General features: G+C 46.9%; 23 protein-coding genes, 8 tRNA genes and 1 pseudogene. 28 read left to right on the top strand and 4 right to left on the bottom strand.

Annotated features, from left to right (window positions below; genetic code table 11):
- Positions 1 to 57: 57 nt before the first annotated feature.
- The 8 genes from GC102_RS01215 (at position 58) to GC102_RS01180 (ending at position 862) form a co-directional block, all read left to right on the top strand.
- A tRNA-Ser gene (locus GC102_RS01215) sits at positions 58 to 149 on the top strand.
- A 27-nt stretch (positions 150 to 176) separates the two neighbouring features.
- Positions 177 to 253, top strand: a tRNA-Met gene (locus GC102_RS01210).
- 16 nt (positions 254 to 269) lie between these two features.
- Positions 270 to 345 (top strand) — tRNA-Val (locus tag GC102_RS01205).
- Between the two features lie 13 nt (positions 346 to 358).
- Positions 359 to 434, top strand: a tRNA-Thr gene (locus GC102_RS01200).
- Positions 435 to 461: 27 nt separating this feature from the next.
- Positions 462 to 538: transfer RNA gene (locus GC102_RS01195), tRNA-Asp, on the top strand.
- 43 nt (positions 539 to 581) lie between these two features.
- Positions 582 to 654, top strand: a tRNA-Phe gene (locus GC102_RS01190).
- Between the two features lie 44 nt (positions 655 to 698).
- Positions 699 to 780 (top strand) — tRNA-Tyr (locus tag GC102_RS01185).
- A gap of 9 nt (positions 781 to 789) precedes the next feature.
- Positions 790 to 862, top strand: a tRNA-Lys gene (locus GC102_RS01180).
- Between the two features lie 115 nt (positions 863 to 977).
- Here GC102_RS01180 and GC102_RS01175 read toward each other — a convergent pair.
- The 4 genes and pseudogenes from GC102_RS01175 to GC102_RS40250 all read right to left on the bottom strand — a co-directional run bounded on the left by GC102_RS01175 (position 978) and on the right by GC102_RS40250 (position 3,650).
- Positions 978 to 1,280: an MTH1187 family thiamine-binding protein gene (locus tag GC102_RS01175; RefSeq protein WP_171687861.1), complete on the bottom strand. Its 303-nt coding sequence runs from the start codon at positions 1,278 to 1,280 to the stop codon at positions 978 to 980.
- Positions 1,281 to 1,374: 94 nt separating this feature from the next.
- Positions 1,375 to 2,792 (bottom strand): annotated as a pseudogene (locus GC102_RS01170) (GMC oxidoreductase).
- Positions 2,789 to 3,385, bottom strand: a complete 597-nt coding sequence (locus GC102_RS01165) for a gluconate 2-dehydrogenase subunit 3 family protein (protein ID WP_171687860.1) — start codon at positions 3,383 to 3,385, stop codon at positions 2,789 to 2,791. The pseudogene GC102_RS01170 and the gene GC102_RS01165 overlap by 4 nt, the downstream one beginning before the upstream one ends.
- A 139-nt stretch (positions 3,386 to 3,524) precedes the next feature.
- Positions 3,525 to 3,650: a hypothetical protein gene (locus GC102_RS40250; RefSeq protein ID WP_312883137.1), complete on the bottom strand. Its 126-nt coding sequence runs from the start codon at positions 3,648 to 3,650 to the stop codon at positions 3,525 to 3,527.
- Positions 3,651 to 3,713: 63 nt separating this feature from the next.
- On the opposite strand from GC102_RS40250, the gene GC102_RS01155 reads away from it, so the two are divergent.
- The 20 genes from GC102_RS01155 (at position 3,714) to rapZ (ending at position 23,775) form a co-directional block, all read left to right on the top strand.
- Positions 3,714 to 3,902 (top strand): NlpC/P60 family protein, encoded by a 189-nt coding sequence (locus GC102_RS01155; protein ID WP_171687859.1) that lies wholly within the window; start codon positions 3,714 to 3,716, stop codon positions 3,900 to 3,902.
- A 130-nt stretch (positions 3,903 to 4,032) separates the two neighbouring features.
- Complete coding sequence (locus GC102_RS01150) at positions 4,033 to 5,148, top strand: PucR family transcriptional regulator (RefSeq protein WP_171687858.1); 1,116 nt, start codon at positions 4,033 to 4,035, stop codon at positions 5,146 to 5,148.
- A gap of 111 nt (positions 5,149 to 5,259) precedes the next feature.
- Positions 5,260 to 6,390, top strand: a complete 1,131-nt coding sequence (locus tag GC102_RS01145) for an ABC transporter ATP-binding protein (RefSeq protein WP_171641331.1) — start codon at positions 5,260 to 5,262, stop codon at positions 6,388 to 6,390.
- Positions 6,391 to 6,564: 174 nt separating this feature from the next.
- Positions 6,565 to 7,506, top strand: coding sequence for an HPr(Ser) kinase/phosphatase (gene hprK, locus GC102_RS01140; protein ID WP_171687857.1), 942 nt, complete (start codon positions 6,565 to 6,567; stop codon positions 7,504 to 7,506).
- Between the two features lie 41 nt (positions 7,507 to 7,547).
- Positions 7,548 to 8,522, top strand: a complete 975-nt coding sequence (gene lgt / locus GC102_RS01135) for a prolipoprotein diacylglyceryl transferase (protein ID WP_171687856.1) — start codon at positions 7,548 to 7,550, stop codon at positions 8,520 to 8,522.
- A complete protein-coding gene (gene ppaX / locus GC102_RS01130; RefSeq protein WP_171687855.1) occupies positions 8,500 to 9,159 on the top strand; it encodes a pyrophosphatase PpaX in 660 nt (219 codons plus the stop codon). The genes lgt and ppaX overlap by 23 nt, the downstream gene beginning before the upstream one ends.
- On the top strand, positions 9,156 to 9,650 hold the full coding sequence (locus GC102_RS01125) for an acyltransferase (RefSeq protein WP_171687854.1): 495 nt from the start codon (positions 9,156 to 9,158) through the stop codon (positions 9,648 to 9,650). The genes ppaX and GC102_RS01125 overlap by 4 nt, the downstream gene beginning before the upstream one ends.
- 208 nt (positions 9,651 to 9,858) lie before the next feature.
- Positions 9,859 to 11,079 carry an ATP phosphoribosyltransferase regulatory subunit gene (locus GC102_RS01120; RefSeq protein WP_171687853.1) on the top strand — a complete coding sequence of 407 codons (1,221 nt, stop codon included), beginning with the start codon at positions 9,859 to 9,861 and terminating at the stop codon, positions 11,077 to 11,079.
- Between the two features lie 312 nt (positions 11,080 to 11,391).
- Positions 11,392 to 12,027 (top strand): ATP phosphoribosyltransferase, encoded by a 636-nt coding sequence (gene hisG, locus GC102_RS01115; RefSeq protein WP_057302649.1) that lies wholly within the window; start codon positions 11,392 to 11,394, stop codon positions 12,025 to 12,027.
- A gap of 291 nt (positions 12,028 to 12,318) precedes the next feature.
- Positions 12,319 to 13,605: a histidinol dehydrogenase gene (gene hisD / locus GC102_RS01110; protein WP_057302630.1), complete on the top strand. Its 1,287-nt coding sequence runs from the start codon at positions 12,319 to 12,321 to the stop codon at positions 13,603 to 13,605.
- Positions 13,605 to 14,213 carry an imidazoleglycerol-phosphate dehydratase HisB gene (gene hisB / locus GC102_RS01105; protein ID WP_171687852.1) on the top strand — a complete coding sequence of 203 codons (609 nt, stop codon included), beginning with the start codon at positions 13,605 to 13,607 and terminating at the stop codon, positions 14,211 to 14,213. The genes hisD and hisB overlap by 1 nt, the downstream gene beginning before the upstream one ends.
- Before the next feature lie 2 nt (positions 14,214 to 14,215).
- A complete protein-coding gene (hisH, locus tag GC102_RS01100; RefSeq protein ID WP_171687851.1) occupies positions 14,216 to 14,821 on the top strand; it encodes an imidazole glycerol phosphate synthase subunit HisH in 606 nt (201 codons plus the stop codon).
- A gap of 287 nt (positions 14,822 to 15,108) precedes the next feature.
- Positions 15,109 to 15,867, top strand: a complete 759-nt coding sequence (gene hisF / locus GC102_RS01095) for an imidazole glycerol phosphate synthase subunit HisF (protein ID WP_171687850.1) — start codon at positions 15,109 to 15,111, stop codon at positions 15,865 to 15,867.
- Positions 15,864 to 16,526, top strand: a complete 663-nt coding sequence (hisIE, locus tag GC102_RS01090; protein WP_171687849.1) for a bifunctional phosphoribosyl-AMP cyclohydrolase/phosphoribosyl-ATP diphosphatase HisIE — start codon at positions 15,864 to 15,866, stop codon at positions 16,524 to 16,526. Before hisF ends, hisIE begins: the two co-directional genes overlap by 4 nt.
- Before the next feature lie 26 nt (positions 16,527 to 16,552).
- Positions 16,553 to 17,359, top strand: coding sequence for a histidinol-phosphatase HisJ (gene hisJ / locus GC102_RS01085; protein WP_171687848.1), 807 nt, complete (start codon positions 16,553 to 16,555; stop codon positions 17,357 to 17,359).
- Between the two features lie 75 nt (positions 17,360 to 17,434).
- Entirely contained in the window at positions 17,435 to 18,385 is a 951-nt protein-coding gene (locus GC102_RS01080; protein ID WP_057302624.1) for a ribose-phosphate diphosphokinase, read from the top strand.
- A 297-nt stretch (positions 18,386 to 18,682) separates the two neighbouring features.
- Positions 18,683 to 20,419: a tetratricopeptide repeat protein gene (locus GC102_RS01075; protein ID WP_171687847.1), complete on the top strand. Its 1,737-nt coding sequence runs from the start codon at positions 18,683 to 18,685 to the stop codon at positions 20,417 to 20,419.
- Between the two features lie 180 nt (positions 20,420 to 20,599).
- Entirely contained in the window at positions 20,600 to 21,547 is a 948-nt protein-coding gene (gene trxB / locus GC102_RS01070) for a thioredoxin-disulfide reductase (RefSeq protein ID WP_029195990.1), read from the top strand.
- 316 nt (positions 21,548 to 21,863) lie between these two features.
- Complete coding sequence (locus tag GC102_RS01065; RefSeq protein ID WP_171687846.1) at positions 21,864 to 22,811, top strand: ROK family glucokinase; 948 nt, start codon at positions 21,864 to 21,866, stop codon at positions 22,809 to 22,811.
- A 76-nt stretch (positions 22,812 to 22,887) separates the two neighbouring features.
- Positions 22,888 to 23,775 (top strand): RNase adapter RapZ, encoded by an 888-nt coding sequence (gene rapZ / locus GC102_RS01060; protein WP_171641358.1) that lies wholly within the window; start codon positions 22,888 to 22,890, stop codon positions 23,773 to 23,775.
- Positions 23,776 to 23,791: the final 16 nt, after the last annotated feature.

The raw sequence follows: 23,791 nt of genomic DNA, 5'->3' as shown, positions 1-23,791 counted from the left end.
CGTAAGTTTCGTATCTAGTTTTCAGGGAATAATATTTCCTGAGTGTATATATATCTTGGAGAGATACCCAAGTGGCTATAAGGGGACCCTCTGCTAAGGGGTTAGACTGCGTAAGTGGTGCGAGGGTTCGAATCCCTCTCTCTCCGCCAGTTTCCAAATATATATACCTTTTATGTGGCGGCGTAGCTCAGCTGGCTAGAGCGTACGGTTCATACCCGTAAGGTCGGGGGTTCGAGCCCCTCTGCCGCTACCATAAAACCAATCCAGTCGGAGGCTTAGCTCAGCTGGGAGAGCATCTGCCTTACAAGCAGAGGGTCGGCGGTTCGATCCCGTCAGCCTCCACCATTTTTATCTTTATGCCGTTGTAGCTCAACTGGTAGAGCAACTGACTTGTAATCAGTAGGTTGGGGGTTCAAGTCCTCTCGACGGCACCATTTTCATGGTAAGACCTTTTGTAGCATGGAGCTGTGGTGTAGTGGCCTAACATGCCTGCCTGTCACGCAGGAGACCGCGGGTTCGAATCCCGTCAGCTCCGCCATTTCTTTTACAATTAATGTAGGACATGCTATAAATAATCATTTGGCTTTGTAGCTCAGTCGGTAGAGCAGAGGACTGAAAATCCTCGTGTCGGCGGTTCGATTCCGTCCAAAGCCATTGAGATGGTTGTATTGCTTTGGCAGTACGGGTATCTCGTATCCGGAGGCTTAGTGAAGTGGCTAAACACGGCAGACTGTAAATCTGCTCTCTTCGAGTTCGGTGGTTCGAATCCATCAGCCTCCATTTTACCTTGAGTCATTAGCTCAGTTGGTAGAGCACCTGACTTTTAATCAGGGTGTCGTAGGTTCGAATCCTACATGACTCACTTTTATTAGTAAACGTAGAAGGCCGTGAGGTCTTTTTTTGTTTTATATAACCGAATAAGGGCGGATTCGCCCCTTACATAAAGAAAAAGCATCCATAAGCAGGATGCTTTTTTTCTATTTCAACTTATCTGCAACGGACTTCATTTTTTGCTTCATAGAGGCAGGTTTATCACGTCGATCGTCGATCTTAATAGATGTCGAGACTCGCTCTGCACCATTCGTAAAAGGGACTTCGTGGACGGCTCGAATGACTTCCAGCAGTCGATCCAAGGGACCCTCTAGAATGGTACCCATAGGCGTCATTTCAAAAGCGATATCGGAATGTTTCTCTAGTTCTTTGTGCAGATCTGCTACATAACCGCTAAGGCTGGTGGTGGCTGTTCCTATAGGGATAATGGTGAATTCTGCGATAGCCATGGAGGTCACTTCTCCTTTCATCTTGTAAAGCTCTTCTCCATTGTAGATGAGTGACTGCAGGCAATGCAATTCACCGTGAAGCTAACTCCGCCAATTAAGAACTGGCAAGGTCAATAATATAATCGGCTGTTCTTGCTGCAAGCGCCATGACGGTGTTGGTTGGATTCCCTCCGCTGGAGGTTACGAAGAGACTCGCATCGCAAATAAACAAGTTCGGGATGTCGTGGCTTTGACCGTAAGAATTGACGACGGAAGTAGCTGGGTCATTCCCCATGCGGCAGCCGCCCATGAGATGCTGTGTATCGGATACCACGTAGGCAACCTCGCCTCCTGCCGCTTTGAGGATAAGTTTCATATTTTCTACAGCGTGATCGATTAATTTAAGATCGTTATCTCCATAATTGAAGGTAAGGGAGGCACGAGGCATTCCGTTTTCATCTTTTTCAGGGGATAGGGAGATATGGTTGTCCCATTGTGGAAGTACTTCACCAACCATGGTTAAACGTCCATAGTAATTGTAATCAAGCATGAGTTGCCTAAGCTGCGACCCCCAGATGGGCTCGTGAGATGCTTTGCTGATCCCCTGAGCCATATCTATAGGTCTCGAGCCGTGAGAGTGAATGGTATAGCCACGAGCGAAGCCTCTGCGCGGATCGGTTTCATAGAAATCTTGTGTGGAGGCTAACACAGGTGTGCCTTTATACAAACGAACCTCTTGCTCAAATTTGGCGTAAACATCATTACTGCTATGCGTCATAATCGCACGGCCTTAGCCAGACCGTCAGGAAATCGAGGAGTAGCTGAGTGAAGCAACAGGCGAGGGGACCGAATTTCGGCCCCAGCTTGAACGGCTTTAGGGATATGAACGATCAAAGTACTAAACTTGGCATTCGGCATACAGCCTTGGGTACAGAAGCCGCGATTGGTGCAGGGAGGACGGCCTTCAAAAGGAGCAGATAGAATAGCAAGCGGTGTAACCGCGGGTTGAATGCCAAGTGCTTCGCAGCCTTTTTGAAATAAAAAAGCATTAGGACTGAGGGGGTCACGCTCTGGATAAGGGTAAGGTCCATTGAAATTTCCCCAGGGGAAATGCTTCGGTCCGGAAACCGCAATTTCTTTTTCGATTTTGGTATAGTAAGGCTCAAGATCTTTGTAATGAATGGGCCAATTTTCACCAACGCGGTCAATGGACTTTGTTTTGAAATCTGATTCATGGAAGCGCAAAAAAACACCGGTAAAGTTCTGCGTCCCGCCGCCTATTCACTTACCCGAATTGTGGCTCCCCATTTCAAATGGTTTCGTCCCATCGACGATACGTGTATCTTCCCAAGCTAAACTCCGCATGCTCAGCTCGTCACTAACGAAATCCTTCTGAGGATCCCGCCAAGGGCCAGCATCGAGCACAACAACACTCAGGCCAGCTTCACTCAACTCTTTGGCCATCACACCGCCTGCTGCACCTGCACCTACAATTACGATATCGACAGCGTCATGTTCATGTCTCCACTTCATGGCTTTCTCACTGCCTCCCAAGGATCAAGTTGGCCAGGTTCTGATCTTACATATCCGCGAGGATAGGCAGGGCCGCCAAAACCGATCTCCGACCAAACTAAAGGATGTGAGTAGTAAGCCTCTACACTTAACAGAAGGAGTTTATGAAACAGTGCTTTTTGTGGAATGTCATCCCAAGCTTCAGTGGGGGGGTAGCTGGCATCGCTGATTTGGAGCATGATTTGCTTTTGGGCAGCTTCGTCTAATTGGAAGAAAGGTCGGCTATCGGCTATCCATCCAGCCTCGTCAATAGCTTTAAGTCCCTGACGCAGGAGGTTTTGAATGGGAGGAACATTGACCTTGCGTTGTCCTTCCCCTTTATTTTCTGCCAACGTTTGATCGATATGAGTAAGGATCGTTTGAATAATATCTCCTCTATGATCATCCATGAGCAAAGCGCACCAAGCCCGTAATGTTTCCGTTTCTACCGGAGTTAGAAAATGGTAAGAATGTTCTCGCACCAGCCGGGAGGTTACTATGGACCGTGTATGGGAATCCCATTCCTTTTGCTCATCCATGACGTTGTAGGTCGGATAATAACTATGATTCTTCATGGTAAATCAACCTCCATAGATAGCAGTAAGACCAAAAATGCTAATGACTGAAAATAGTAAAGGCATCATCACCGGCGGACCCGTATGAAAATTTCGCAATGCTAAGCCTCCTACCCGTAAGAGCCAGAATAACGGGGCCCTACATAAATTTGTTATGAAAGTTTTGTCGATAATGCGATAAGGTCACCTGAACCCATATGAAGAAATAGGTTACTCCAACCAAGAAAATGATGACACGATCTAACGACCACTGGCTCCAAACCATTTGTCTGAACCTCCTATAGGATGAAATCACCCTAGTACAATTATTTCCAAATTACCAAAAATTATGAGTTGGTTTTATTTAGCCATATTTACCATGCTTCTGGATTCCGGCAAAAATATCGGACATGTCGGTATCTATGTGGGAAACGGGAATATGATCCATACGTACGGTGAAGGTGGCGTGAAGTTCACTTCCATCAATAAAGAATGGTGGGTAGATCATTATGTAACGGCTCGTCGAGTGTTAAACTAAATCACCAAACTAAACAGATCCCTTTTGCAGCAGCTGCAGGAGGGGTCTTTCGCATTCACATGAGGGGGGGCACATATGTTACAATAGGAAGATAGATATAGAAGATATATGGGAGTAAGGAGAGAGGCAGATGGATTGGGAGCGTGTAAAAGAGCGTTTGGAAGCGGTTTTACAATCGCCAATGCAGATTAGCTTGATACCCGAGGCAGATTGGGAGCATTTGGCGGAAGAGCAGGCAGAGAATCTTGAGAGCTTTAGTCGAAGTGTTGTGCGTGGTCAGGATGTGCTTTTCTATTTATCCAAAGAACATAAAGATATTCGCATTCTGCAGGTTTCCGAAGCCAAACTAACATCTTCAGAGCGCAAGCTTGTGGAGTTAACGGTAGAGTCTAAGATGACACTAGAAAAGAAGCAGTGGGGAGTCTTTTTATCTGAAGATGAAAGAAAGGCGCACCAATTAAGAGATTGGTTGCTGCAGCAGATGGAACGCGGTTCAACCCATGCTGAGCTGCCGGATGCGCTTGCTTCACAATCTTCTCTGTATTCAACGAAAATCCCGTTGTTGTTATATGGGGACTATTCTCAAAATCAACGCGTTTCCTATGCGGAACTGAAAAAATTGTTGGAGTCTTTCTTTGAATCGGAGATTATCCTGATTCCTTTACTAGATAAAGAGTGGCTGATCCTAGCACCCGAAGGACTGCTAACCAGTGGTAGCGAAGAGCGAGAAGGGGATGAGGAAGAAAGCGTAGAGCAGATACTCGACGCTCTCGGCTCAGGGCTGTATGAAATGCTTGCTAATGAGTGGGTTGGCGAATGCCACCTAGCCATTGATTATCCGGTAAAGCCTTCGAAATCGCTGTTTGCCACGATTCTCAAGTTGAGGGAGACCATCATGTTAGGGCGTTCCTTTCATGTAGGCAGCTTTATTCATCTTCGTTGGGAGCTTCGATTGGAGAAGCTGCTGCACTTGATTGATGAAGAGGAAAAGGCAGAATTCCTAGAGCAGGTCCTTCGCGGCATAGACCATGTGCTGGATGCAGAGACGGTAATCACTCTGGAACATTTCTTCACACTAGACTGCAACGTTAGTGAAACGGCGAAGAAGTTATATATACATCGCAATACCTTGCTATATCGTTTGGACAAGTTTAAAAATGAGACCGGGCTCGATGTGAGAACGTTCAATCATGCGGTATTAGTGAGACTTGCATTACTATTGTACAAAGTAACGAAAAGAAAGTGATTTTTTTGTAGGGATTGTGCATAGTCAGTCCGGACTTCGTAAGGTAAGATGAGTATATTGAAAAGTTGATCAGCAAGCATATGATCGATAAATCGTAGGGGGAATGAAACCATGGCAGGCGTACGTTTAAATCATATCGTGAAAAGATATTCTGGTGCAGAAGAATCCACAGTTAAAGATTTCCATCTTGAAGTTGAAGATAAAGAGTTCGTCGTATTGGTTGGAGCATCCGGTTGCGGAAAATCCACAACTCTTCGTATGATCGCAGGATTAGAGGAAATTACTGAAGGTGAACTTTACATCGGCGACCGCCTTGTAAATGATGTAGCTCCAAAAGACCGCGATATCGCGATGGTTTTCCAATCTTACGCCCTTTACCCACATATGACTGTATATCAAAACATGGCATTCGGCTTGAAACTTCGTAAATTCAAGAAAGCAGATATCGATGCTCGCGTTCGTGAAGCAGCGAAAATCTTGGATATTGTTCATTTGCTTGATCGCAAACCAAAAGCTCTTTCCGGTGGTCAACGTCAACGTGTTGCCTTGGGTCGTGCGATTGTTCGTGAGCCACAAGTATTCTTAATGGATGAGCCGCTTTCCAACTTGGATGCGAAACTTCGTGTACAAATGCGTGCGGAAATCACAAAATTAACAAAACGTCTTGGTGTTACAACGATCTACGTAACGCATGACCAAATCGAAGCAATGACAATGGGCGATCGCATCGTTGTTATGGATAAAGGTATCATTCAACAAGCAGCTACACCTGAAGAAATCTACAACTTCCCTGTTAACATCTTCGTTGCGGGCTTCATCGGATCCCCATCCATGAACTTCATGACAGGTACATTAACACAAGAAGGCAGCGGTATTTTCTTCAAAGCAGGTACTGTAAACGTAGAAGTTCCAGCTGGTAAAGCACAAGTACTGAAAGACAAAGGTTTCGTAGGTAAAGAAGTGATTCTGGGTGTTCGTCCAGAAGATATCCACGAAGAGCCTGTATTCTTGGAAGCATCCCCGAACACAGTATTCAACGTTAACGTTGAGTTGACTGAGAACTTGGGTCACGAAATGTACTTGTACCTGAATGGTATCGGCGCTAACACAGTAATCGCACGTGTTGACGGTCGCTCAGGAATCAAAGAAGGCACAAATGTTAAATTGGCTCTAGACATGAACAAAGTTCATTTCTTCGATAAAGATACAACATTGTCCATCTTGGTTAACCCTAATCTATAAGTTTGAAGAGAAAGGCCAGCCGTTATCGGCTGGCTTTTTTGTCTGTTCATATAATTTCACGAACACTTTAGTTGATTTCAACTAACTATTCCATTACGATGAAACTATTGGAAAGAATGAATAATAGCAGATGAAGCACGTTTTGCACAGGCAAAACTCGGAGGAGACAGGACGATGGCCAAAAAAGTGAAGGTTTCCGAATTGGTAGAACAACTCCATATGGAGGTTCTTGCAGGTGAGTCTGGACTGAAACGTCCCATAACAACCGGTGATCTGTACCGCCCGGGTCTCGAGATGGCCGGATATTTTAATTACCATCCAAGAGAACGTATCCAGATGTTAGGGAAGACGGAAGTCACCTTCATGGAAATGTTAACGACGGGTGTCAGGCGGAATCGGGTAGAGCAGTTATGCTCGCCAGAGGAAACACCTTGTATCATCGTGACAAGAGGATTAGATGTTCCTATTGAATTACTGGAAGAAGCGACAAAGCGTGATCTCCCCGTACTTCGAAGCCAAATGTCTACGACGATTTTTGCAAGTCGTTTAACAGGGTTTCTAGAGAATAAATTAGCTCCAAGTACGACAATCCATGGTGTACTTGTCGATGTATACGGAATTGGTATGCTCATTACAGGGAGCAGCGGCATCGGGAAAAGTGAAACAGCGCTTGAGCTTGTAAAAAGAGGCCATCGGCTTATTGCGGATGACGCAGTAGAAATTCGTCAAAATGGCGATAAAGTGCTCACAGGAAATGCTCCTGAGCTTATTCGTCATTTGCTTGAAATTCGCGGTGTGGGTATCATTAATGTAATGACTTTATTCGGAGCTGGTGCCATACGTAATGTGAAGAAAATTTCGGTTGTTGTCAAATTGGAAAATTGGCAGCAGGACAAGCAGTATGACCGATTGGGTCTGGATGAGGAATTGACACGCATCATTGATACGGATCTACCGCTCGTCACGATTCCTGTTCGACCAGGACGAAACTTAGCGGTTATCGTGGAAGTGGCCGCGATGAACTATCGTTTAAAACGAATGGGATATAACGCGGCACTTCAGTTTACGAATAAACTGACGGAGTCGCTGAACGAAGATTTTGAGGATTTCGATTGATCAATCAGCAACTTATATATTGATTAAGAAGGAGTGAAACTATGCTCGAAAGTGTTGCGTTTTCCTTAGGACCGATACAAGTCCGGTGGTATGGGATTATTTTAGGTACAGCCGCGTTAATTGGTTTATTATTGGCAATCCGAGAAGGGAAGCGGTTCCGAATCGTTCCTGACTTTTTCATGGATTTATTGTTAATTGGGGTACCTTCAGCGATTGTTGGCGCTAGACTTTACTATGTAGCTTTCCAGTGGTCCGATTATAAGAATAATTTAGCTGAAATTTTTATGATATGGCACGGTGGTATTGCCATTTATGGAGCGCTAATTGGTGCGATTATAGGTACTTTTTTCTACGTAAGAGCCAAAGGGTACTCATTCTTGAGAATCGCAGACATTTGTGCACCAGGTTTAATTGTGGGACAAGCGATAGGACGTTGGGGCAACTTTATGAATCAGGAAGCCCACGGAGGCCCTGTTACGGAGTCATTCTTACGTGACTCTTTGCATTTACCTAATTTTATCGTGAATCAAATGAACATTGAGGGTACTTTTTATCACCCGGCATTTCTGTATGAATCCGTCTGGAATATCTTAGGGCTGCTGGTTCTACTCTGGCTTCGTCGCAGGCCTTTCCTTCGAGCAGGGGAACTATTTTTCAGTTATTTTATCTGGTATTCCATTGGTCGTTTCTTTATCGAAGGTGTGCGTACAGATAGTCTTGATTTCACTGGGCCCACGTGGCTTGCGTCGCTCTTGAATGCACTGTGGTCACCAATGACAGCTGTATTTGAACCTGGCGTACTTACATATGGTGGGAATGTGAGATTCTCGCAGCTGTTAGCGCTTCTGATCGTGATTGGGATGGTTATTGTTATTATCGTGAGAAGGAAAAAGGGATACGCGGATGTGCGCTATGCGGATCCGATTGTTTCCACGAAAGCTGAAGAGAAAAACAAAGTAATGAAAGATCAAGAAGTAGATAAAGGAGCAGACTATGATTCAAACCGTACTGTTTGATCTAGATGGAACGATTGTTGATACGAACGAGCTTATTGTGCAATCTTTTTTGCATAGTTTGGAAGGCGAGACGGCAGAGCCTGTCAGTCGGGAACTAATCATTCCGAATATGGGGCGTCCGCTTGTGGAACAAATGGAATTTTTTACAGGCAAGAAAGAGGTTGAAGAGATCATTAAGAAGTACCGGACCTTCAACTTATCCAAGCATGATGAGCTGGTCAAAGAGTTCCCGAATGTACATACGGCGATGGCAAAGCTCCATGCAAACGGGATTAAAATCGGTATCGTTACGAGCAAGATTCGGCAAACCACTCTGATGGGCTTAAAGCTTTGTGGACTGGATTCTTTCGTTAGTACCATTGTGACCGTTGAAGATGTGAAGGAGCCAAAACCGCATCCGGAAGGCATAATTGCAGCGCTTAAGGTGTTAGGAAGTACTGCGGACCAAGCGGTGATGGTTGGAGATAGCCATTATGACATTGAGGCAGCCCAAAATGCGGGCGTCATATCTGTTGGCGTATCCTGGTCGTGGAAAGGGCGCTCCTACTTAGAGCAGTATAACCCTGATCATTTGATCGACGATATGCTTGACCTGCTTCCTATTGTGGGGCTGACGTCGGATGTGGATGCTGTTTGAGAAAAACGGATAAGTATCCGGTAGATGGACCTAATGCTTTATGGCAAATCTATCATACCGTTAGCAAATGGAAGGCGATGCGGAATTTCGTATTCATTCAAATAACGCGGTACTCGCCTTCGCTGCGTATGAAAAATTGGATCTACCGACACGTATTGGGGATGAAGGTTGGTGAGCATACCGCTTTTGCTTTGATGGTGATGGTGGATGTCTTTTTTCCAGAGAAGATTTATGTTGGGAGCAATACGATTATTGGGTATAACACGACAATATTGGCCCATGAATATTTAACCAATGAGTATAGACTCGGGGATGTAAGTATTGGATCGCATGTGATGGTAGGTGCCAATACGACGATCCTACCGGGTGTGACGATTGGAGACTATGCCATTATTGGAGCGGGTTCGGTTGTGCACAAGGATGTAGCACCGTATAGCTTTGTGGCAGGGAATCCACTTCAGACGATTCGTGAAAGAATGAATGAGAAATGAGAGTTGTATGCTATTGAGCCGTACAGCTCTTTTTTTTGCGTATGAATGAGGAGATATCAAGAGCGGATAATCAGGGGAAAGACGATTGACGGTCCTAAGCTTACGTGATAAAATAGCCGTACATTCTTTATTTTGGTAGTATGGTAGCACGTTACTGTGTTAAAGTGAATAAAAAGGAAATTGAATTCCTACATGTTGAGGTGAGACGGTGTCAAAGCCAAAAGTATTTGAAAAACCGTTAGGGGTTAAAGATTACTTGCCCGAAGCGGTTACGAAATTGCGAAATATTGAATTCCGTGTATTGGCCTGTATGGAACGCTGGGGTTATAACCAGATTATTACGCCTACACTCGAATATTACGATACCGTTGGTGTTGCAAGCTCCACAGAAGATAAGAAGCTGTTCAAGCTGCTCGACCGTAAGGGAAAGACGCTTGTTTTGCGGTCTGAATTGACAGCGCCAATAGCGCGTGTAGCTTCTTCCTTGCTCAAAGAACATGCGTTCCCATTGCGCTTATCTTATCATTCAAATGTTTTTCGTTCGATTGAAGAGGAAGCTGGACGGGATTCAGAGTTTTTCCAGACTGGTGTTGAACTTATTGGAGATGCTTCATCTGAAGCGGATGCTGAGGTTGTAGCGTTAGCAATTGCTTCGTTGCAAGCGGCTGGCGTAGGCGCGTTCAAGATTGCGCTCGGTCATGTAGGCTTCTTGAACGGTTTGTTCCAGGAAACGCTAGAAGGACGCAGTGATGCTCAGCTTGCGCTGAAAGAGCATTTGCTCAGTCGTGATTATGTGGGGTACCGCGAAGCCATTAAGTCTTTGGCTCTTACACCTGATGTCGAGCGTGAGCTTATTGGCGTGCTGAGACTAAGAGGCGGAGATGAAATTTGCGAGCAAGCTCGTATGGTATCACAGCATCCTATCGCGATGGATGCGATTCGTCATTTATGCGAAGTATGGGATGTATTGAAAGCCTATGGGGTTAGTGAGCATGTTGTGATTGATTTAACGATGATTGGAGATTTCTCCTACTATACAGGCATGACGTTTGAGGGCTATGCGTCCGATTTAGGCTTCCCGGTCTGCAGTGGAGGCAGATATGATAATCTGCTGAGTCAGTTTGGACGTCCGGCTCCGGCGACGGGGTTTGCGCTTAAGACGAACAGAATCCTAGAGGTTACAGGCAAAGAAAGCGTGGAGCAGCCAGGCCGTGTGCTGATTGCCTACGATGCTGAGCATCGTGAAGAAGCGCTGCAACTGGCGAAGGTTATGCGCAGCAGTGATGATGAGGTTATCATTATCACACAGTTGGTGAGCGAGTATGAAGCTTGGTCGAACGAGTTGTTGAACAAGGGAGACGGCCAGTACGAGCTTGGTGGAACGGTTTATAGTGATGTTATTACGATGATTGAAAGAGCGGCGGTTTGATTCGGAGCAAGTGAAAGAACAAGTGCGAGAGCAAGAGTAAGTGTAAGTGCAAGTGCTAGTGCAAGTGCTAGTGCTAGTGCTAGTCCAAGAACAAGGCAAGAACAAGAACAAGAACAAGAGCAAGAACAAGTGTAAGAGAAAGATCAAGTGCAAGTGCAAGAACAAGAACAAGAACAAGTACAAGAACAAGTGCAAGAGCAAAAACAAGTATAAGATCCACAAGTGCAGTAGAAAATGCAGTTGCAAAAGCGAAATCAAATGAATGAGTTCGTCTCGCTCCGTTGGTTGGAAGTTTTGAAGGAGGTTGGTACGGTGGATGATATTCTCAAAGTAGCGATGCCGAAAGGCCGTATATATAAACAAGCAGCGAAGCTTTTTCATAAAGCGGGTTTGCCGATTCCGGAGGACCTGGAAGAAGGACGCCGGTTAATAATTCCGGTTCATGAAGCAAGAATGGAATTCATTTTGGCCAAACCGGTGGATGTTCCTACCTATGTCGAATATGGCGTAGCGGATATCGGGGTTGTCGGTAAGGATGTCCTGATGGAAGAGAACCGCAACGTGTACGAGCTGCTGGATCTGGGCATAGCACGCTGCCGAATGTCGGTTATTGGACTGCCGGATTGGAAGCAAGAGATTAATCCACGCGTCGCGACGAAGTATCCGAACGTCGCTTCTCAGTATTTTCGCGAGCGAGGGCAGCAGGTTGAAGTTATTAAGCTAAACGGCTCTATCGAGCTTGCGCCGCTGATTGGTCTTGCTGACCGGATCGTGGATATGGTCGAAACGGGAGAGACGCTTCGGGAGAACGGACTTGTGGAGCAAGAGGAGATTTTTCAGATTACGAGCCGCTTAATTGCGAATCGGGTAAGTTACCGCATGAAGAATGATTCTATTCAGCGGTTATGTGATATGCTCCAGGCTGTTTTGCCTGTGATTAAGGCGTAGAGCGAACTTTAGAGGAACGACGATCCTCTATTTGAGCGAAAACGTTAAGAAATTCAAATTAGAGGAACGAGAGTACTCTATTTGAGCGAAATTAGGGTTTGAAGAGGCAGAAACAACGAAATAAGGGATCCTCGTTCCCCGAATTCATGAAATAGGTTGTTTTCCAGCAAATAACGTATCCACGTTCCCCTCATGGAGGACCTGTTATCGTAAAGCGCGGAAATGGAGCAAATAAGTAGGTATGGTGCAATCGATGTAGATAAGTAACAAGATCAAGAGAGGATGATGAAGATGCGGATACTTCCCGCCTCGGAATTTCAATTGAACCGCGAGGTCGAATACGGCTCACCCGAGCAAAATGAGACCGTCCGCCGCATCATCGATGAGGTGCGGCAGGACGGAGATGCCGCGCTGCGACGCATGGCGCAGCAGTTCGACCGCGTCACCGTCGCTGAGCTTCGCGTCAGTGACGAGGAGATCCAAGCGGCGTACGCGCAGGTCGACGCCGAGTTCCTGGCGGCGCTGCGACAAGCCGCTGCCAACATTCGTGCGTTTCATGAGAAGCAGAAACGCACATCATGGATGGACCTGCAGGCAAACGGCAGCCTGCTGGGCCAAATCATCCGACCGCTGAAGCGGGTCGGATTGTACGTGCCCGGAGGGAAGGCGGCTTACCCTTCCTCCGTGCTCATGAACGCCATCCCCGCGATCGTCGCGGGGGTGCCGGAGATCGCGATGGTGACGCCTCCGGCCACCGCAGGGGAAGAGGGCATCAACCCGCATATCCTCGTGGCAGCAGCCGAAGCGGGTGTGAAAGAGATCTACCGCGTAGGCGGGGCGCAGGCGGTAGCCGCGCTGGCCTACGGCACGGAATCGATCCCGCCGGTCGATAAAATCGTCGGGCCCGGCAACATTTACGTCGCGCTGGCGAAGCGCTTTGTGTTCGGCGTCGTCGATATCGACATGATCGCCGGACCAACGGACATTGTCGTGCTTGCTGATGAGTACGCGGATCCTGAATACGTCGCGGCTGATTTGCTGGCGCAGGCCGAGCATGACGAGATGTCACCGTCGATTCTGGTGACACCATCAAGGGAGCTTGCCGAAGCGGTTCGGCAAGAGCTGTGGCGGCAGCTGGATGTGCTGCCGAAGAAAGCGATCGCCTCTGTATCCACAGCAACCAAAGGAGCTATACTCCTTGTGGATAACTTGGACGAGGGCGTTGACGTTGTCAATCGCTTGGCGCCAGAGCATTGCGAGCTGCTGGTACAGGAGCCTTTTAACCTGCTGCCTCGCATTGAGAATGCTGGAGCTATTTTCCTCGGCGCCTACAGCACGGAACCCGTCGGTGATTATTTCGCTGGACCTAACCATGTGCTGCCGACGAATGGCACAGCCCGTTTTTCATCGCCACTGAATGTGGACGATTTCCTAAAAAAATCAAGCGTTATTCACTATAGCAAGGAAGCACTGATCGCAAACGGTGAAATGATTATGACGCTGGCCCGTAACGAAGGGTTGGAAGGTCATGCAAGAGCAGTAGAGATCCGACTCAAGAAGGAAGGGAAGTTGAAATAATGGCTGAACAAGATAAAGGGATCACTCGCTCAGCGCGTGTAGCCCGCAAAACGAATGAGACTGACATTGCCCTCGCGTTTCAAGTAGATGGAACAGGGGTATCTGAGATCCAAACCGATGTTCCTTTCTTGAATCATATGCTTGATTTGTTCACGAAACACGGACAGTTCGATCTGAATGTCGTTGCTAAAGGCGATATTGAAATCGATGATCATCATACGGTTGAAGATATCGGTATTTGTTTAGGCCAAACCCTTCATGAAGCACTAGGCGATAAAAAAGGGATTAAACGTTATGCCAGCGTGTTCGTTCCTATGGATGAAGCCCTTGCTCAAGTGGTTATCGACATTAGCAACCGACCGCATTTCGAATATCGTGCGCAGTATCCTTCACAAACTGTGGGCAGTTTCGATACGCAGCTTGTTCAAGAGTTTCTTTGGAAATTTGCTCTGGAAGCTCGTATCACGCTGCATGTTATCGTGCATTACGGACAAAACACGCATCACATGATTGAAGCTGTGTTTAAAGCATTAGGCCGAGCGCTAGATGAAGCGACATCGATTGATCCTCGTGTGCAGGGGGTTCCTTCGACGAAGGGAGTGCTGTAAGAATGATCGCCATTATTGATTATGGAATGGGTAATTTGCACAGCGTAAGCAAGGCTGTCGAGCGTCTAGGTTACGAAGCTGTTGTAACAGGGGATGCTGAGCAGATCCTTGCAGCTGAGGGCGCCATCCTACCTGGTGTAGGCGCATTCGGGGATGCGATGGAGCAGCTGCGCGAGTCGGGACTGAATGATGTCGTCATCCGTTATGCGGAATCGGGTAAGCCTCTTTTGGGGATTTGCCTTGGCATGCAGTTGTTGTTCGCCAGCAGCGAGGAGCATGGGGATCATGAGGGGCTTGCCCTTTTGCCTGGCTCGGTCGTTCGCTTTCGCGGAGACTACAAGGTGCCGCATATGGGTTGGAATCGATTAGTCTACAAGCAAAATGCGAGTCCGATTTTCCAAGGTATCGAAGAAGGGCACGTGTACTTCGTTCACTCCTATCATGCGAAGCCGGAGCGTGAAAGCGACCTGTTGGCGGTAACGGATTACCATCAGCCAGTAACGGCTATTGTAGGCAGAGATAACGTATATGGCATGCAGTTTCACCCCGAAAAAAGCGGGGATATCGGCATGCAGCTGCTCAATAATTTCCTCGCTATGTGTAAATAAGCAAATAATAGTCTTTATCGACTCTTATTTTGTGCGCTCGGGCGGTTCTGATACAGATAGAAGCTTCTAGGGACTCTTATTCGGTATGAAAAGTTTGAAAAGACTTGATTTCGGAGGAAATAGAAGTCTGCAAAGACTCTTATTTGGAGTCATTTAGCCAGTTTTCCAGAAATAGAAGCTCTTAGAGACTCTTATTCGATGCAAAGCCATGGAGCTTTATTGTGGAGGAAGAGCACTCCAGCTGTTTTGCATAAATAGAAGTTTAGCTTAGGAAGGAGGTGCCCATCATGTTAGCCAAAAGAATTATACCTTGCCTAGACGTCAAGGATGGCAGGGTGGTCAAGGGCGTTAATTTCGTTAATTTGCGTGATGCAGGCGATCCGGTGGAGCTGGCAGCGATTTATGATAGAGAGGGCGCAGATGAGCTAGTGTTCCTCGATATTTCGGCATCGGTGGAAGGACGGGCGACGATGGTGGAGGTTGTTCGTCAAACGGCAGGGGAGATAACGATCCCTTTCACCGTTGGCGGCGGCATCTCCAGTGTGGATGACATGAAACGCCTGCTTCGCGCCGGAGCGGATAAGATCGGTATCAACACTGCGGCAGTTCGCAATCCTCAGCTCGTTTCGGATGGAGCGCGGAAGTTCGGTTCCCAGTGTATTGTCGTTGCCATTGATGCGAAGTTTAATGCAGAGTGGGGCGAGTGGGAAGTGTTCACGCATGGCGGACGTAACGCTACGGGTATCAAAACGTTGGAGTGGGCGAAGCGTATGGAAGAGCTTGGCGCAGGAGAAATCTTGCTTACCAGCATGGATGCAGACGGGACGAAGGACGGCTTTGATTTGAAGCTAACGCGTGCTGTGTCCGAGCTGCTCACGATTCCCGTCATTGCTTCCGGTGGAGCGGGCAAAGCGGAGCATTTCTACGATGTATTTACCGAAGGCAAAGCCGATGCAGGGCTGGCGGCAACCATTTTTCACTACAAAGAGTTAACGATTCAAGGGGTCAAAGACGACCTTAAAGGTAAAGGGGTTGAAATCCGATGACATTTTCAATAGATCAGATTACTTATGATGCACAGGGTCTTGTACCTGCCATCGTGCAGGACGCAGTCAGCAAAGAAGTGCTCATGCTTGCTTACATGAATAGCGAGTCATTGCAGCGTACGATACAAACGGGTGATACTTGGTTCTGGAGTCGTTCCCGTCAAGAGTTGTGGAACAAGGGGGCAACTTCCGGTCACACGCAAAAGGTAAAATCACTGCGCTACGACTGCGATGCAGACACGCTTCTGGTTCTAGTAGAACAAGTAGGACCTGCTTGCCACAATGGAACTTACACGTGCTTCACAGCTAACATTCCTCTGGGAGATGAAGGTTCTGCGGAAGAAGCCGCACCTGCTGCCTCTGCTGGTGATCGTTTCGCGATCCTTGGCGAGTTGGAGGCTGTTATTGCTTCGCGTGACGCTGAGCGTCCTGAGGGCGCTTATACAACGTATCTTTTCGAAAAAGGTGTCGATAAGATTCTCAAAAAAGTCGGCGAAGAAACGGCCGAAGTGATTATCGCAGCCAAAAACAAAGATAACGATGAGCTTCGCTATGAAGCGAGTGATCTTATTTTTCACTTAATGGTCCTTTTACGTAATAATAAGTTGCCTTTGGATGATATTATGAAAGAGCTGGCCAATCGGCACGTCAAAAAATAAATAAAACGACCTGGAGTGAATTCACGATGTTGATTGATTATCATACACATCATGTGCGCTGCGGTCACGCCTCTGGGGAACTGGAGGAATACGTCAAACGCGGCATCGAGATCGGGCTCACACAGTTGGGGCTTTCGGATCATATGCCGCTTTTGCATGTGGACCCTGCGACTTATTGGCCGGAAATGGCCATGCAGATGGAAGAACTGCCTCGCTATGTCGAGGAGTGTCTGCATCTTAAAGAGAAGTACAAAGATCAGATTGATATCCGTGTAGGGCTAGAAGGCGATTATATCGAAGGCTATGAGACGGAGATTGCCGCAATCATCAATGCGTACCCATGGGATTATGTTATCGGTTCTGTCCATTTCCTCGGCGAGTGGGATATTTCTGATTTTAGACAGCTTGCGGGTTGGGATGGCAAGGATATTTATGCCGTTTATACCCAATACTACGAGGCAGTGAAGAAAGCAGTCCGAACCGGACTGTATGACTATATCGGTCATATAGATATGATTAAACGATTTGGTTACGTCCCGGATCGTGATACATGGGAGCTTGAGAAGGCGGCACTGGACACTGTGAAAGAATGTGGGCTTGCCATCGAGCTGAATGCTTCGGGCTTGCGCCATCCGTGTAAAGAGATGTTCCCGAGCCGCCGAATGCTGGAATATTGTCATAAGGTGGGAATTCCTTTGACGCTAGGTTCGGATGCGCACCAGCCGGATCGGTTGTCCCAATATTTGGACGAAGCTAGGGAACTCTTGAAATCCGTTGGATTTAACGAAATAGCCACATTTTCTGCCCGAAAACGACATCTTGTGACTTTTTAATTTCGACATGTTTCATGTATAATGAGTAGGAACTGTATAATCTATTTAATGAACCTTCGGAGGTAACCATTAACCATGCATAGCGACAATGTTAAAATCTTTTCCGGATCTTCGAATCCGAAGCTTGCGGAACGTATTTGTAAAGAGCTCGGCCAGCCGCTTGGACAAATTAAGCTTTCCCGTTTTAAAAGCGGAGAAATTTACTGTCTTTACGAAGAAACGATTCGTAACTGTGACGTATTCCTGGTACAAACTTTTTCCCATCCGATTAATGAGCACATGATGGAACTTCTGGTCATGATGGATGCGGCGAAAAGAGCTTCTGCAAGAACGATCAACCTTGTCATCCCTTACTATGGTTACTCTCGTCAAGAACGTAAAGCTGCTCCGCGTGAGCCGATTTCTGCTAAATTAGTGGCTGACTTGTTCAGTGCAGCAGGTGCAACTCGTGTTGTAACGATTGACCTTCATGCACCTGCGATTCAAGGCTTCTTCAATATTCCGGTGGATCATCTGACGGCTCTTGATCTTATCAGTGATTGCATCAAGAAGAAAAATTTACCTAACCCGATCATCGTATCTCCGGATGCGGGACGTGCGACAACCGCTGAGAAAATGGCGAACATTCTCGATGCGCCATTCGCGATGATGATTAAAAAACGCCCTGAACACAATGAGTCTGTGATTACCCACGTCATTGGTGATGTTGTAGGACGTACTCCGATCATTATCGAGGATCTAATCGATACCGGTACGACGATTGTCAACGTTGTTGAGAGTCTGAAAGAAAGAGGAGCGCATGACGTATATATTTGTGCGACACATCCTGTATTCTCCGGACCTGCCCTGCAGCGTTTAGATCACCCTAGCATTAAGGAAGTCATCATTACGGACTCCATTGCGATTCCGGAAGGACATTCCGATAAATTCAATGTGCTTTCAGTAGCTCCGCTGTTGTCTGACGCGATTCGCATTATCAACGAAGGCGGATCCCTATCCTCCCTATTCAAATACGGCGGCGTTTAAGCGGAAGCTTAAAAATCGCCTTTGAAAACGAGGATTAAGCAAGGAAGTGGATTCGGCGTCGAATCTTGAACGAAATCCGGGAACTGTGGTACTCACGTAGGCTTACCTACGCTCCGTTCCTCGTTCCTCGGATTTCGTTCAACCTTCTCGGTTTTGAAAGCCGACTTTTAAAGCCCGATTGGACAAGGGGCAAGGAAAATAATTCAAGACCAGATCTTACCTTCGGATTATGTTTTTGGCTTCCAAGCGATCTATGGTATAATTTGAGTGTAATCAAATTGCCGGAGGTGTCTTGCTATGGAAAAGATTAAGCGTGTGTCCGAAGCGCCAAAGCCTAAAGTTATCTCAATTAACATGGATGCCGCATTCTTTTTCGAGAGAGCGGTTCAATCTTTGGATCGGTTTCATTATGATAAGGCATTGAAATATTTCCGGCGAGCTGCAGAGTATGAGCAGGATAACCCTGTGAATCACTGCAATCTCGCAGGAGTTCTCTCCGAAATGGGCAATTATGACGAGTCGAACCAAATTCTGCAGCATGTCCTTGATACGATCGATCCCGAGATGACGGAATGTCACTTTTATATGGCAAACAACTATGCCAACATGGAAAATTTCGAGCAGGCCGAACAAGCGTTAGTTCGATATTTGGAGACTGACCCAACAGGTCAATTCATGGATGAGTCCGAAGAAATGATGGAAATGCTGAGCTACGAGCTTGAACGTCCCGCCCCTCTCACTAGCATTAAGAGTCGAGAAGGGCTCTTCGAGCATGATAAAGCCCGTGCGCTTCTCGAAGAGGGTAAATTCGCTGAAGCTGTGAGGCAGTTAGAAAAATTGGTGAAGAATCAGCCAGATTTCACAGCTGCCCGCAACAATCTGGCCCTTGCATATTACTATATGGGTCAGTTTGAGAAGGCAATGGAAACGATTCGTGCGGTGCTTGATATCGATGCCGGAAATCTGCATGCGCTATGTAATATGGCCATTTTCCATCAGCATTTCGGTAACAAGGAGGAGTTAGCTGAGCTAACATCTCTATTGTGCAAGACGTTTCCTTTTCAGCAGGATCATGTGTTCAAGCTTGCAACAACGATGGGCATCCTTTCTGAGCATGAGAAGGCATATCACTTGTTTAAGCGCCTGCTTAAAGCAGGAGACGGTGCAGCAGACCCTTGCCTTTATCATTACGCAGCGGTAGCAGCCAGCCATATCGGTCGTTTCGGCGAAGCTTACCGTTATTGGAAGCAAGCCGAGAAGCTTGATCCAGGCGCCGAAATCTCCAAGTTTTACTTGGAACAGCTGCGCTCACGCGAGAAGGTCGAAGGGCCGCTAACATGGAGCTATCACTACCATTTGCCTTTCGAAGAGCAGTTTAGGGTATTGGAGAAATCCACGCAAGGGATCCCAGACCAATTGAAGAAAGATCCGCTAGTGCGTTCCTCCTTCTTCTGGGCTTTGCGCCATGGTGATATCGAGACAAAGCTGCAGGTGATCCAAGCGTTCGGCTTAATTGCTGATAATGAAGTGAGAGATGCTTTGCAGGATTTCATCCTAGATCGTCAAGAGGATGACTATTTGAAACGAGTCGCTATTTTCGTACTTCGCAGTATGGGGATCCGAGAATCACTCCCCGCCTATCTTGAGAACCAAGAGATTACGGTAGAGGCCTCTCCTTACTCGCCGCATTTGCCTATTTGGGATGCCAAATGGCAGAGTGTGATGGAAACGGCGCTGTCCCATATGCACAAGCGCTACGATATGGTTCAACAGTATGATTTGGAAATCTTATGGGTTGAATTTCTGACGAAGATCTACCCGGGTGTGCCTAAGATTCATAAATCCGAGGGCTGGGCGGCAGCGTTAGAATATTTGATCGCCAAAATGCATCGTCGAGCTATTTCCTATCAGGAAGTATCTACACGCTATGGCGTTACAGTCTCTACAGTAAGCCGCAATGTAAAGTTGATTGATGACACGTGCGGTTTACGTGAGAAAATGGATGCTATTTTCAATAAATTCACAAGTATTTGATAGCCAGTCTTTTGCCTTGTCGAAAGACCTGGCTTTCATACATAAATAAAGCGGCGGTTTCGACTGCTCGCATGGAAGCACAATAAAGCGAAGCATACGAAGGCTGTCTTGCTGAAGCAAAACGCAGGCGATGCTTACGTAGATAGCTTTCCTGAGGAAAGCACCTAGGAGGGAAACCATATGTACAAATCAGTCGTTGTAGGAACAGGACCATCCGGTCTAACAGCAGCCATTTATTTAGCGCGCGCCAACCTTAGTCCACTCGTTATCGAAGGGCCAGAGCCAGGCGGACAGCTTACCACTACTACCGAAGTAGAGAACTTCCCCGGCTTTCCTGAAGGGATTATGGGTCCTGAGTTAATGGAGAATATGCGTAAGCAAGCAGAACGTTTCGGCGCCGAATTCAAAACCGGTTGGGTGAACTCTGTTGAGCTGACGAATCGTCCATTTAAACTGCAAGTTGAAGGTCTTGGCGAGATCGAGACAGAAACACTGATTATCTCCACGGGTGCTTCTGCCAGATTGCTGGGAATTACCAATGAGAGAGAAAACATCGGACGCGGCGTAAGTACTTGCGCAACATGTGATGGATTCTTCTTCCGCGGCAAAAAGATTGTTGTCGTTGGTGGCGGTGACTCAGCCATGGAAGAGGCGAATTTCCTTACTCGCTTTGCTTCGGAAGTTCGCTTAGTCCACCGTCGCGATGAGCTTCGCGCTTCGAAGATTATGCAGGACCGTGCTCGCGGCAACGAAAAAGTGAAATGGGCATTGAATAATACGCCGCTTGAAGTTATTGCTGGTGAAAAAGGTGTAACAGGCCTGAAGGTCAAAAATAACGAAACCGGTGAAGATGAAATCATCGAAACGGATGGTATCTTTGTAGCTATTGGCCATACACCGAATACGAAATTCTTAGGTGGACAAATCGATACGGATGAGCACGGCTATATTATTGTGAAGCCGGGAACGACGGAGACGAATATCCCTGGTGTATTTGCTTGTGGTGACGTGCAAGACACGAAGTATCGCCAAGCGATTACAGCGGCAGGAAGTGGATGCGCAGCAGCCTTGGAAGCTGAAAAGTTCCTAGAAGGCAACATCGTTCACGATTGGAGCCAGTCGCTGTAAGTGGTCTGGAGTCTTTACAGCAAACGTGGAGGGCTAATCTCTCCACGTTTTCTCATTTCTTTGGGAGCTGTTGAATCTTGACCAGTTTACAGGCTTGACTTATAGTTGGAACAGGAGCATAAGTAAACCCCACAAAGTGACGCATAGCCTTCGAAGCATATTCCATCCGCATCGAGCTTTGCTCGATCGGCGTTTAAACTTACCGCTAATTGCGGTCATACATCATGAATTGCTTCGATAAGAGTTTATACATTACTTTGCTGGGACCCCGGAAAATATCCGAAAATTATATGAATATTCATGAGGTGACCTTGCAATGTCAGATCAGATTTATATCGGTGTAGATTTAGGCGGTACGAATATCAAGGTGGGTATCTGCGATGAGCAGGGGAAGCTGCTGCAAACGTTTGAAGGCCCTACAGGCGCGGAGAATGGTTCTGATTTTGTAATTGAGCGAATTGCGCAGTATGTACGCCAAATTGTCGAAGAGTCTCCGTTTGAATGGGAGCAAGTGGCTGGTATTGGCGCAGGTTTAGCCGGATTCATGGATATTCCGGAAGGCTTCGTCAAATTCTCTCCAAATTTGCAATGGCACAATGTCCCTGCGAAGAAAATGTTAGAAGGATTTCTTGGTAAAACGGTTAAGATTGACAACGATGCCAATGTAGCTGCTTTAGGCGAAGCTTGGGCAGGCAGCGGAGCAGGAATTCCGAATGTGGTTTGCTATACGCTTGGAACAGGTGTTGGCGGCGGGATTATTATTAACGGGAAAATTTATCAAGGTTCCTCGGGTATGGCTGGAGAGCTTGGTCATATGTCCGTTGTGCCAGACATTGAAGCGATTCAGTGTGGATGTGGACAAATGGGTTGTCTAGAAACAGTTTCGTCGGCGACAGGCATCGTTCGTATGGCCAATGAAGCGGTTGAACGCGGCGAGAAAACGTCATTAGCTCTCCATGAGAAGATTGAAGCGAAGCATGTCTTTGATGCAGCCAAGAGCGGAGATGAAGTATCCCTACGCATCGTGAACCGTGCTGCATACTATATTGGACGTTCGATGGCTGCGATGGCTGTTATTATTAACCCGAAACGTTTCATACTCGGTGGTGGTGTTTCTAAAGCAGGAGAAATTTTATTCCAACCGATTCGTGAAACCTTTAAGAAATACACGCCAGAGACAGCCTCAGAAGGGGTTGAGATCGTTGCTGCAACACTTGGTAACGACGCGGGCATCGTGGGCGCTGCTGGTTTGAATTTAAGATAGACGTAAAACGTACTGTTCGTATGGTTAGCAGATCTGAGCTGTCCTGCGAGAAGCACTCCAAAGGAAGGTGTCATTCATGGAAGAAAACCACCCCTTAGCGAAACTGGTCATAATTACAGGAATGTCAGGTGCAGGTAAGACGATTGCCGTACAGAGTCTAGAGGATCTAGGATTCTTCTGCGTCGATAATTTACCTCCTGTGCTGATTCCTAAATTTGCTGAGTTGATCGAGCAGTCGATGGGGAAAATCGGCAAAGTGGCACTGGTGATTGATTTGCGAGGGCGTGAATTTTTCACTGCACTTCAGGAGTCGCTTCGTTATATTCAAGAGAATTACACGCTTAGTTATGAAATTCTATTCCTAGATGCTACCGATGCGACGCTAGTACAGCGTTATAAGGAAAGTCGCCGCCGTCACCCGCTAGCTCCTGATGGAGCGCCGCTTGAAGGTATTGGTCTTGAGCGTAAACTGCTGGAAGAGCTGAAAGGCTTAGCCACACAAGTTATTGACACAAGCACGCTTAAGCCGGTGCAGCTCAAAGAAAGAATTATTTCCCGGTTTACCAATTTGGAAACAAACCGCATATCTATAAATGTAATCTCCTTCGGATTTAAGTATGGTGTCCCAATTGATGCTGATTTAATCTTCGATGTTCGCTTCCTTCCGAATCCACACTATGTGGAACAGCTTCGTCCACAAACAGGTCAAGATCCCGATGTGTATGACTACGTGATGAAGTGGAGCGAAACGCAAGAGTTCCTGAATAAGCTGCTCGATATGCTGAATTTCTTAATGCCTCAATATAAGAAAGAAGGCAAGAGTCAGGTTGTTGTAGGCATAGGTTGCACTGGAGGTAAACATCGATCCGTCGCCATCACGGAATATCTCGGTAAAGTGATGGGGAACAGCGAAACCGAAACCGTGCGTTTGAGTCATCGAGACGCCGAGCGGGACCGTGTATAAGCAGTCCTACGATTAA

This window comes from Paenibacillus germinis (genome assembly GCF_013141785.1).
In the GTDB taxonomy this organism is placed as follows: Bacteria; Bacillota; Bacilli; order Paenibacillales; family NBRC-103111; genus Paenibacillus_E; species Paenibacillus_E phytorum.
The sequence above is the reverse complement of the archived record's forward strand: the minus strand, read 5'-3'. Positions and strand labels throughout refer to the sequence as shown.

What these genes read in the sequence shown, in the direction of transcription:
- GC102_RS01065 (WP_171687846.1), top strand. Translation starts at nt 21,864, where the DNA reads ATGTCAGATCAGATTTATATCGGTGTAGATTTAGGCGGTACGAATATC.
- rapZ (WP_171641358.1), top strand. Translation starts at nt 22,888, where the DNA reads ATGGAAGAAAACCACCCCTTAGCGAAACTGGTCATAATTACAGGAATG.
- hisH (WP_171687851.1), top strand. Translation starts at nt 14,216, where the DNA reads ATGATCGCCATTATTGATTATGGAATGGGTAATTTGCACAGCGTAAGC.
- GC102_RS01075 (WP_171687847.1), top strand. Translation starts at nt 18,683, where the DNA reads ATGGAAAAGATTAAGCGTGTGTCCGAAGCGCCAAAGCCTAAAGTTATC.
- hisD (WP_057302630.1), top strand. Translation starts at nt 12,319, where the DNA reads ATGCGGATACTTCCCGCCTCGGAATTTCAATTGAACCGCGAGGTCGAA.
- GC102_RS01165 (WP_171687860.1), bottom strand. Translation starts at nt 3,385, where the DNA reads ATGAAGAATCATAGTTATTATCCGACCTACAACGTCATGGATGAGCAA.
- GC102_RS01145 (WP_171641331.1), top strand. Translation starts at nt 5,260, where the DNA reads ATGGCAGGCGTACGTTTAAATCATATCGTGAAAAGATATTCTGGTGCA.
- GC102_RS01150 (WP_171687858.1), top strand. Translation starts at nt 4,033, where the DNA reads ATGGATTGGGAGCGTGTAAAAGAGCGTTTGGAAGCGGTTTTACAATCG.
- GC102_RS01155 (WP_171687859.1), top strand. Translation starts at nt 3,714, where the DNA reads ATGAGTTGGTTTTATTTAGCCATATTTACCATGCTTCTGGATTCCGGC.
- ppaX (WP_171687855.1), top strand. Translation starts at nt 8,500, where the DNA reads ATGATTCAAACCGTACTGTTTGATCTAGATGGAACGATTGTTGATACG.
- hprK (WP_171687857.1), top strand. Translation starts at nt 6,565, where the DNA reads ATGGCCAAAAAAGTGAAGGTTTCCGAATTGGTAGAACAACTCCATATG.
- GC102_RS01080 (WP_057302624.1), top strand. Translation starts at nt 17,435, where the DNA reads ATGCATAGCGACAATGTTAAAATCTTTTCCGGATCTTCGAATCCGAAG.
- hisIE (WP_171687849.1), top strand. Translation starts at nt 15,864, where the DNA reads ATGACATTTTCAATAGATCAGATTACTTATGATGCACAGGGTCTTGTA.
- GC102_RS01175 (WP_171687861.1), bottom strand. Translation starts at nt 1,280, where the DNA reads ATGGCTATCGCAGAATTCACCATTATCCCTATAGGAACAGCCACCACC.
- lgt (WP_171687856.1), top strand. Translation starts at nt 7,548, where the DNA reads ATGCTCGAAAGTGTTGCGTTTTCCTTAGGACCGATACAAGTCCGGTGG.
- GC102_RS40250 (WP_312883137.1), bottom strand. Translation starts at nt 3,650, where the DNA reads ATGGTTTGGAGCCAGTGGTCGTTAGATCGTGTCATCATTTTCTTGGTT.
- hisF (WP_171687850.1), top strand. Translation starts at nt 15,109, where the DNA reads ATGTTAGCCAAAAGAATTATACCTTGCCTAGACGTCAAGGATGGCAGG.
- hisB (WP_171687852.1), top strand. Translation starts at nt 13,605, where the DNA reads ATGGCTGAACAAGATAAAGGGATCACTCGCTCAGCGCGTGTAGCCCGC.
- hisJ (WP_171687848.1), top strand. Translation starts at nt 16,553, where the DNA reads ATGTTGATTGATTATCATACACATCATGTGCGCTGCGGTCACGCCTCT.
- trxB (WP_029195990.1), top strand. Translation starts at nt 20,600, where the DNA reads ATGTACAAATCAGTCGTTGTAGGAACAGGACCATCCGGTCTAACAGCA.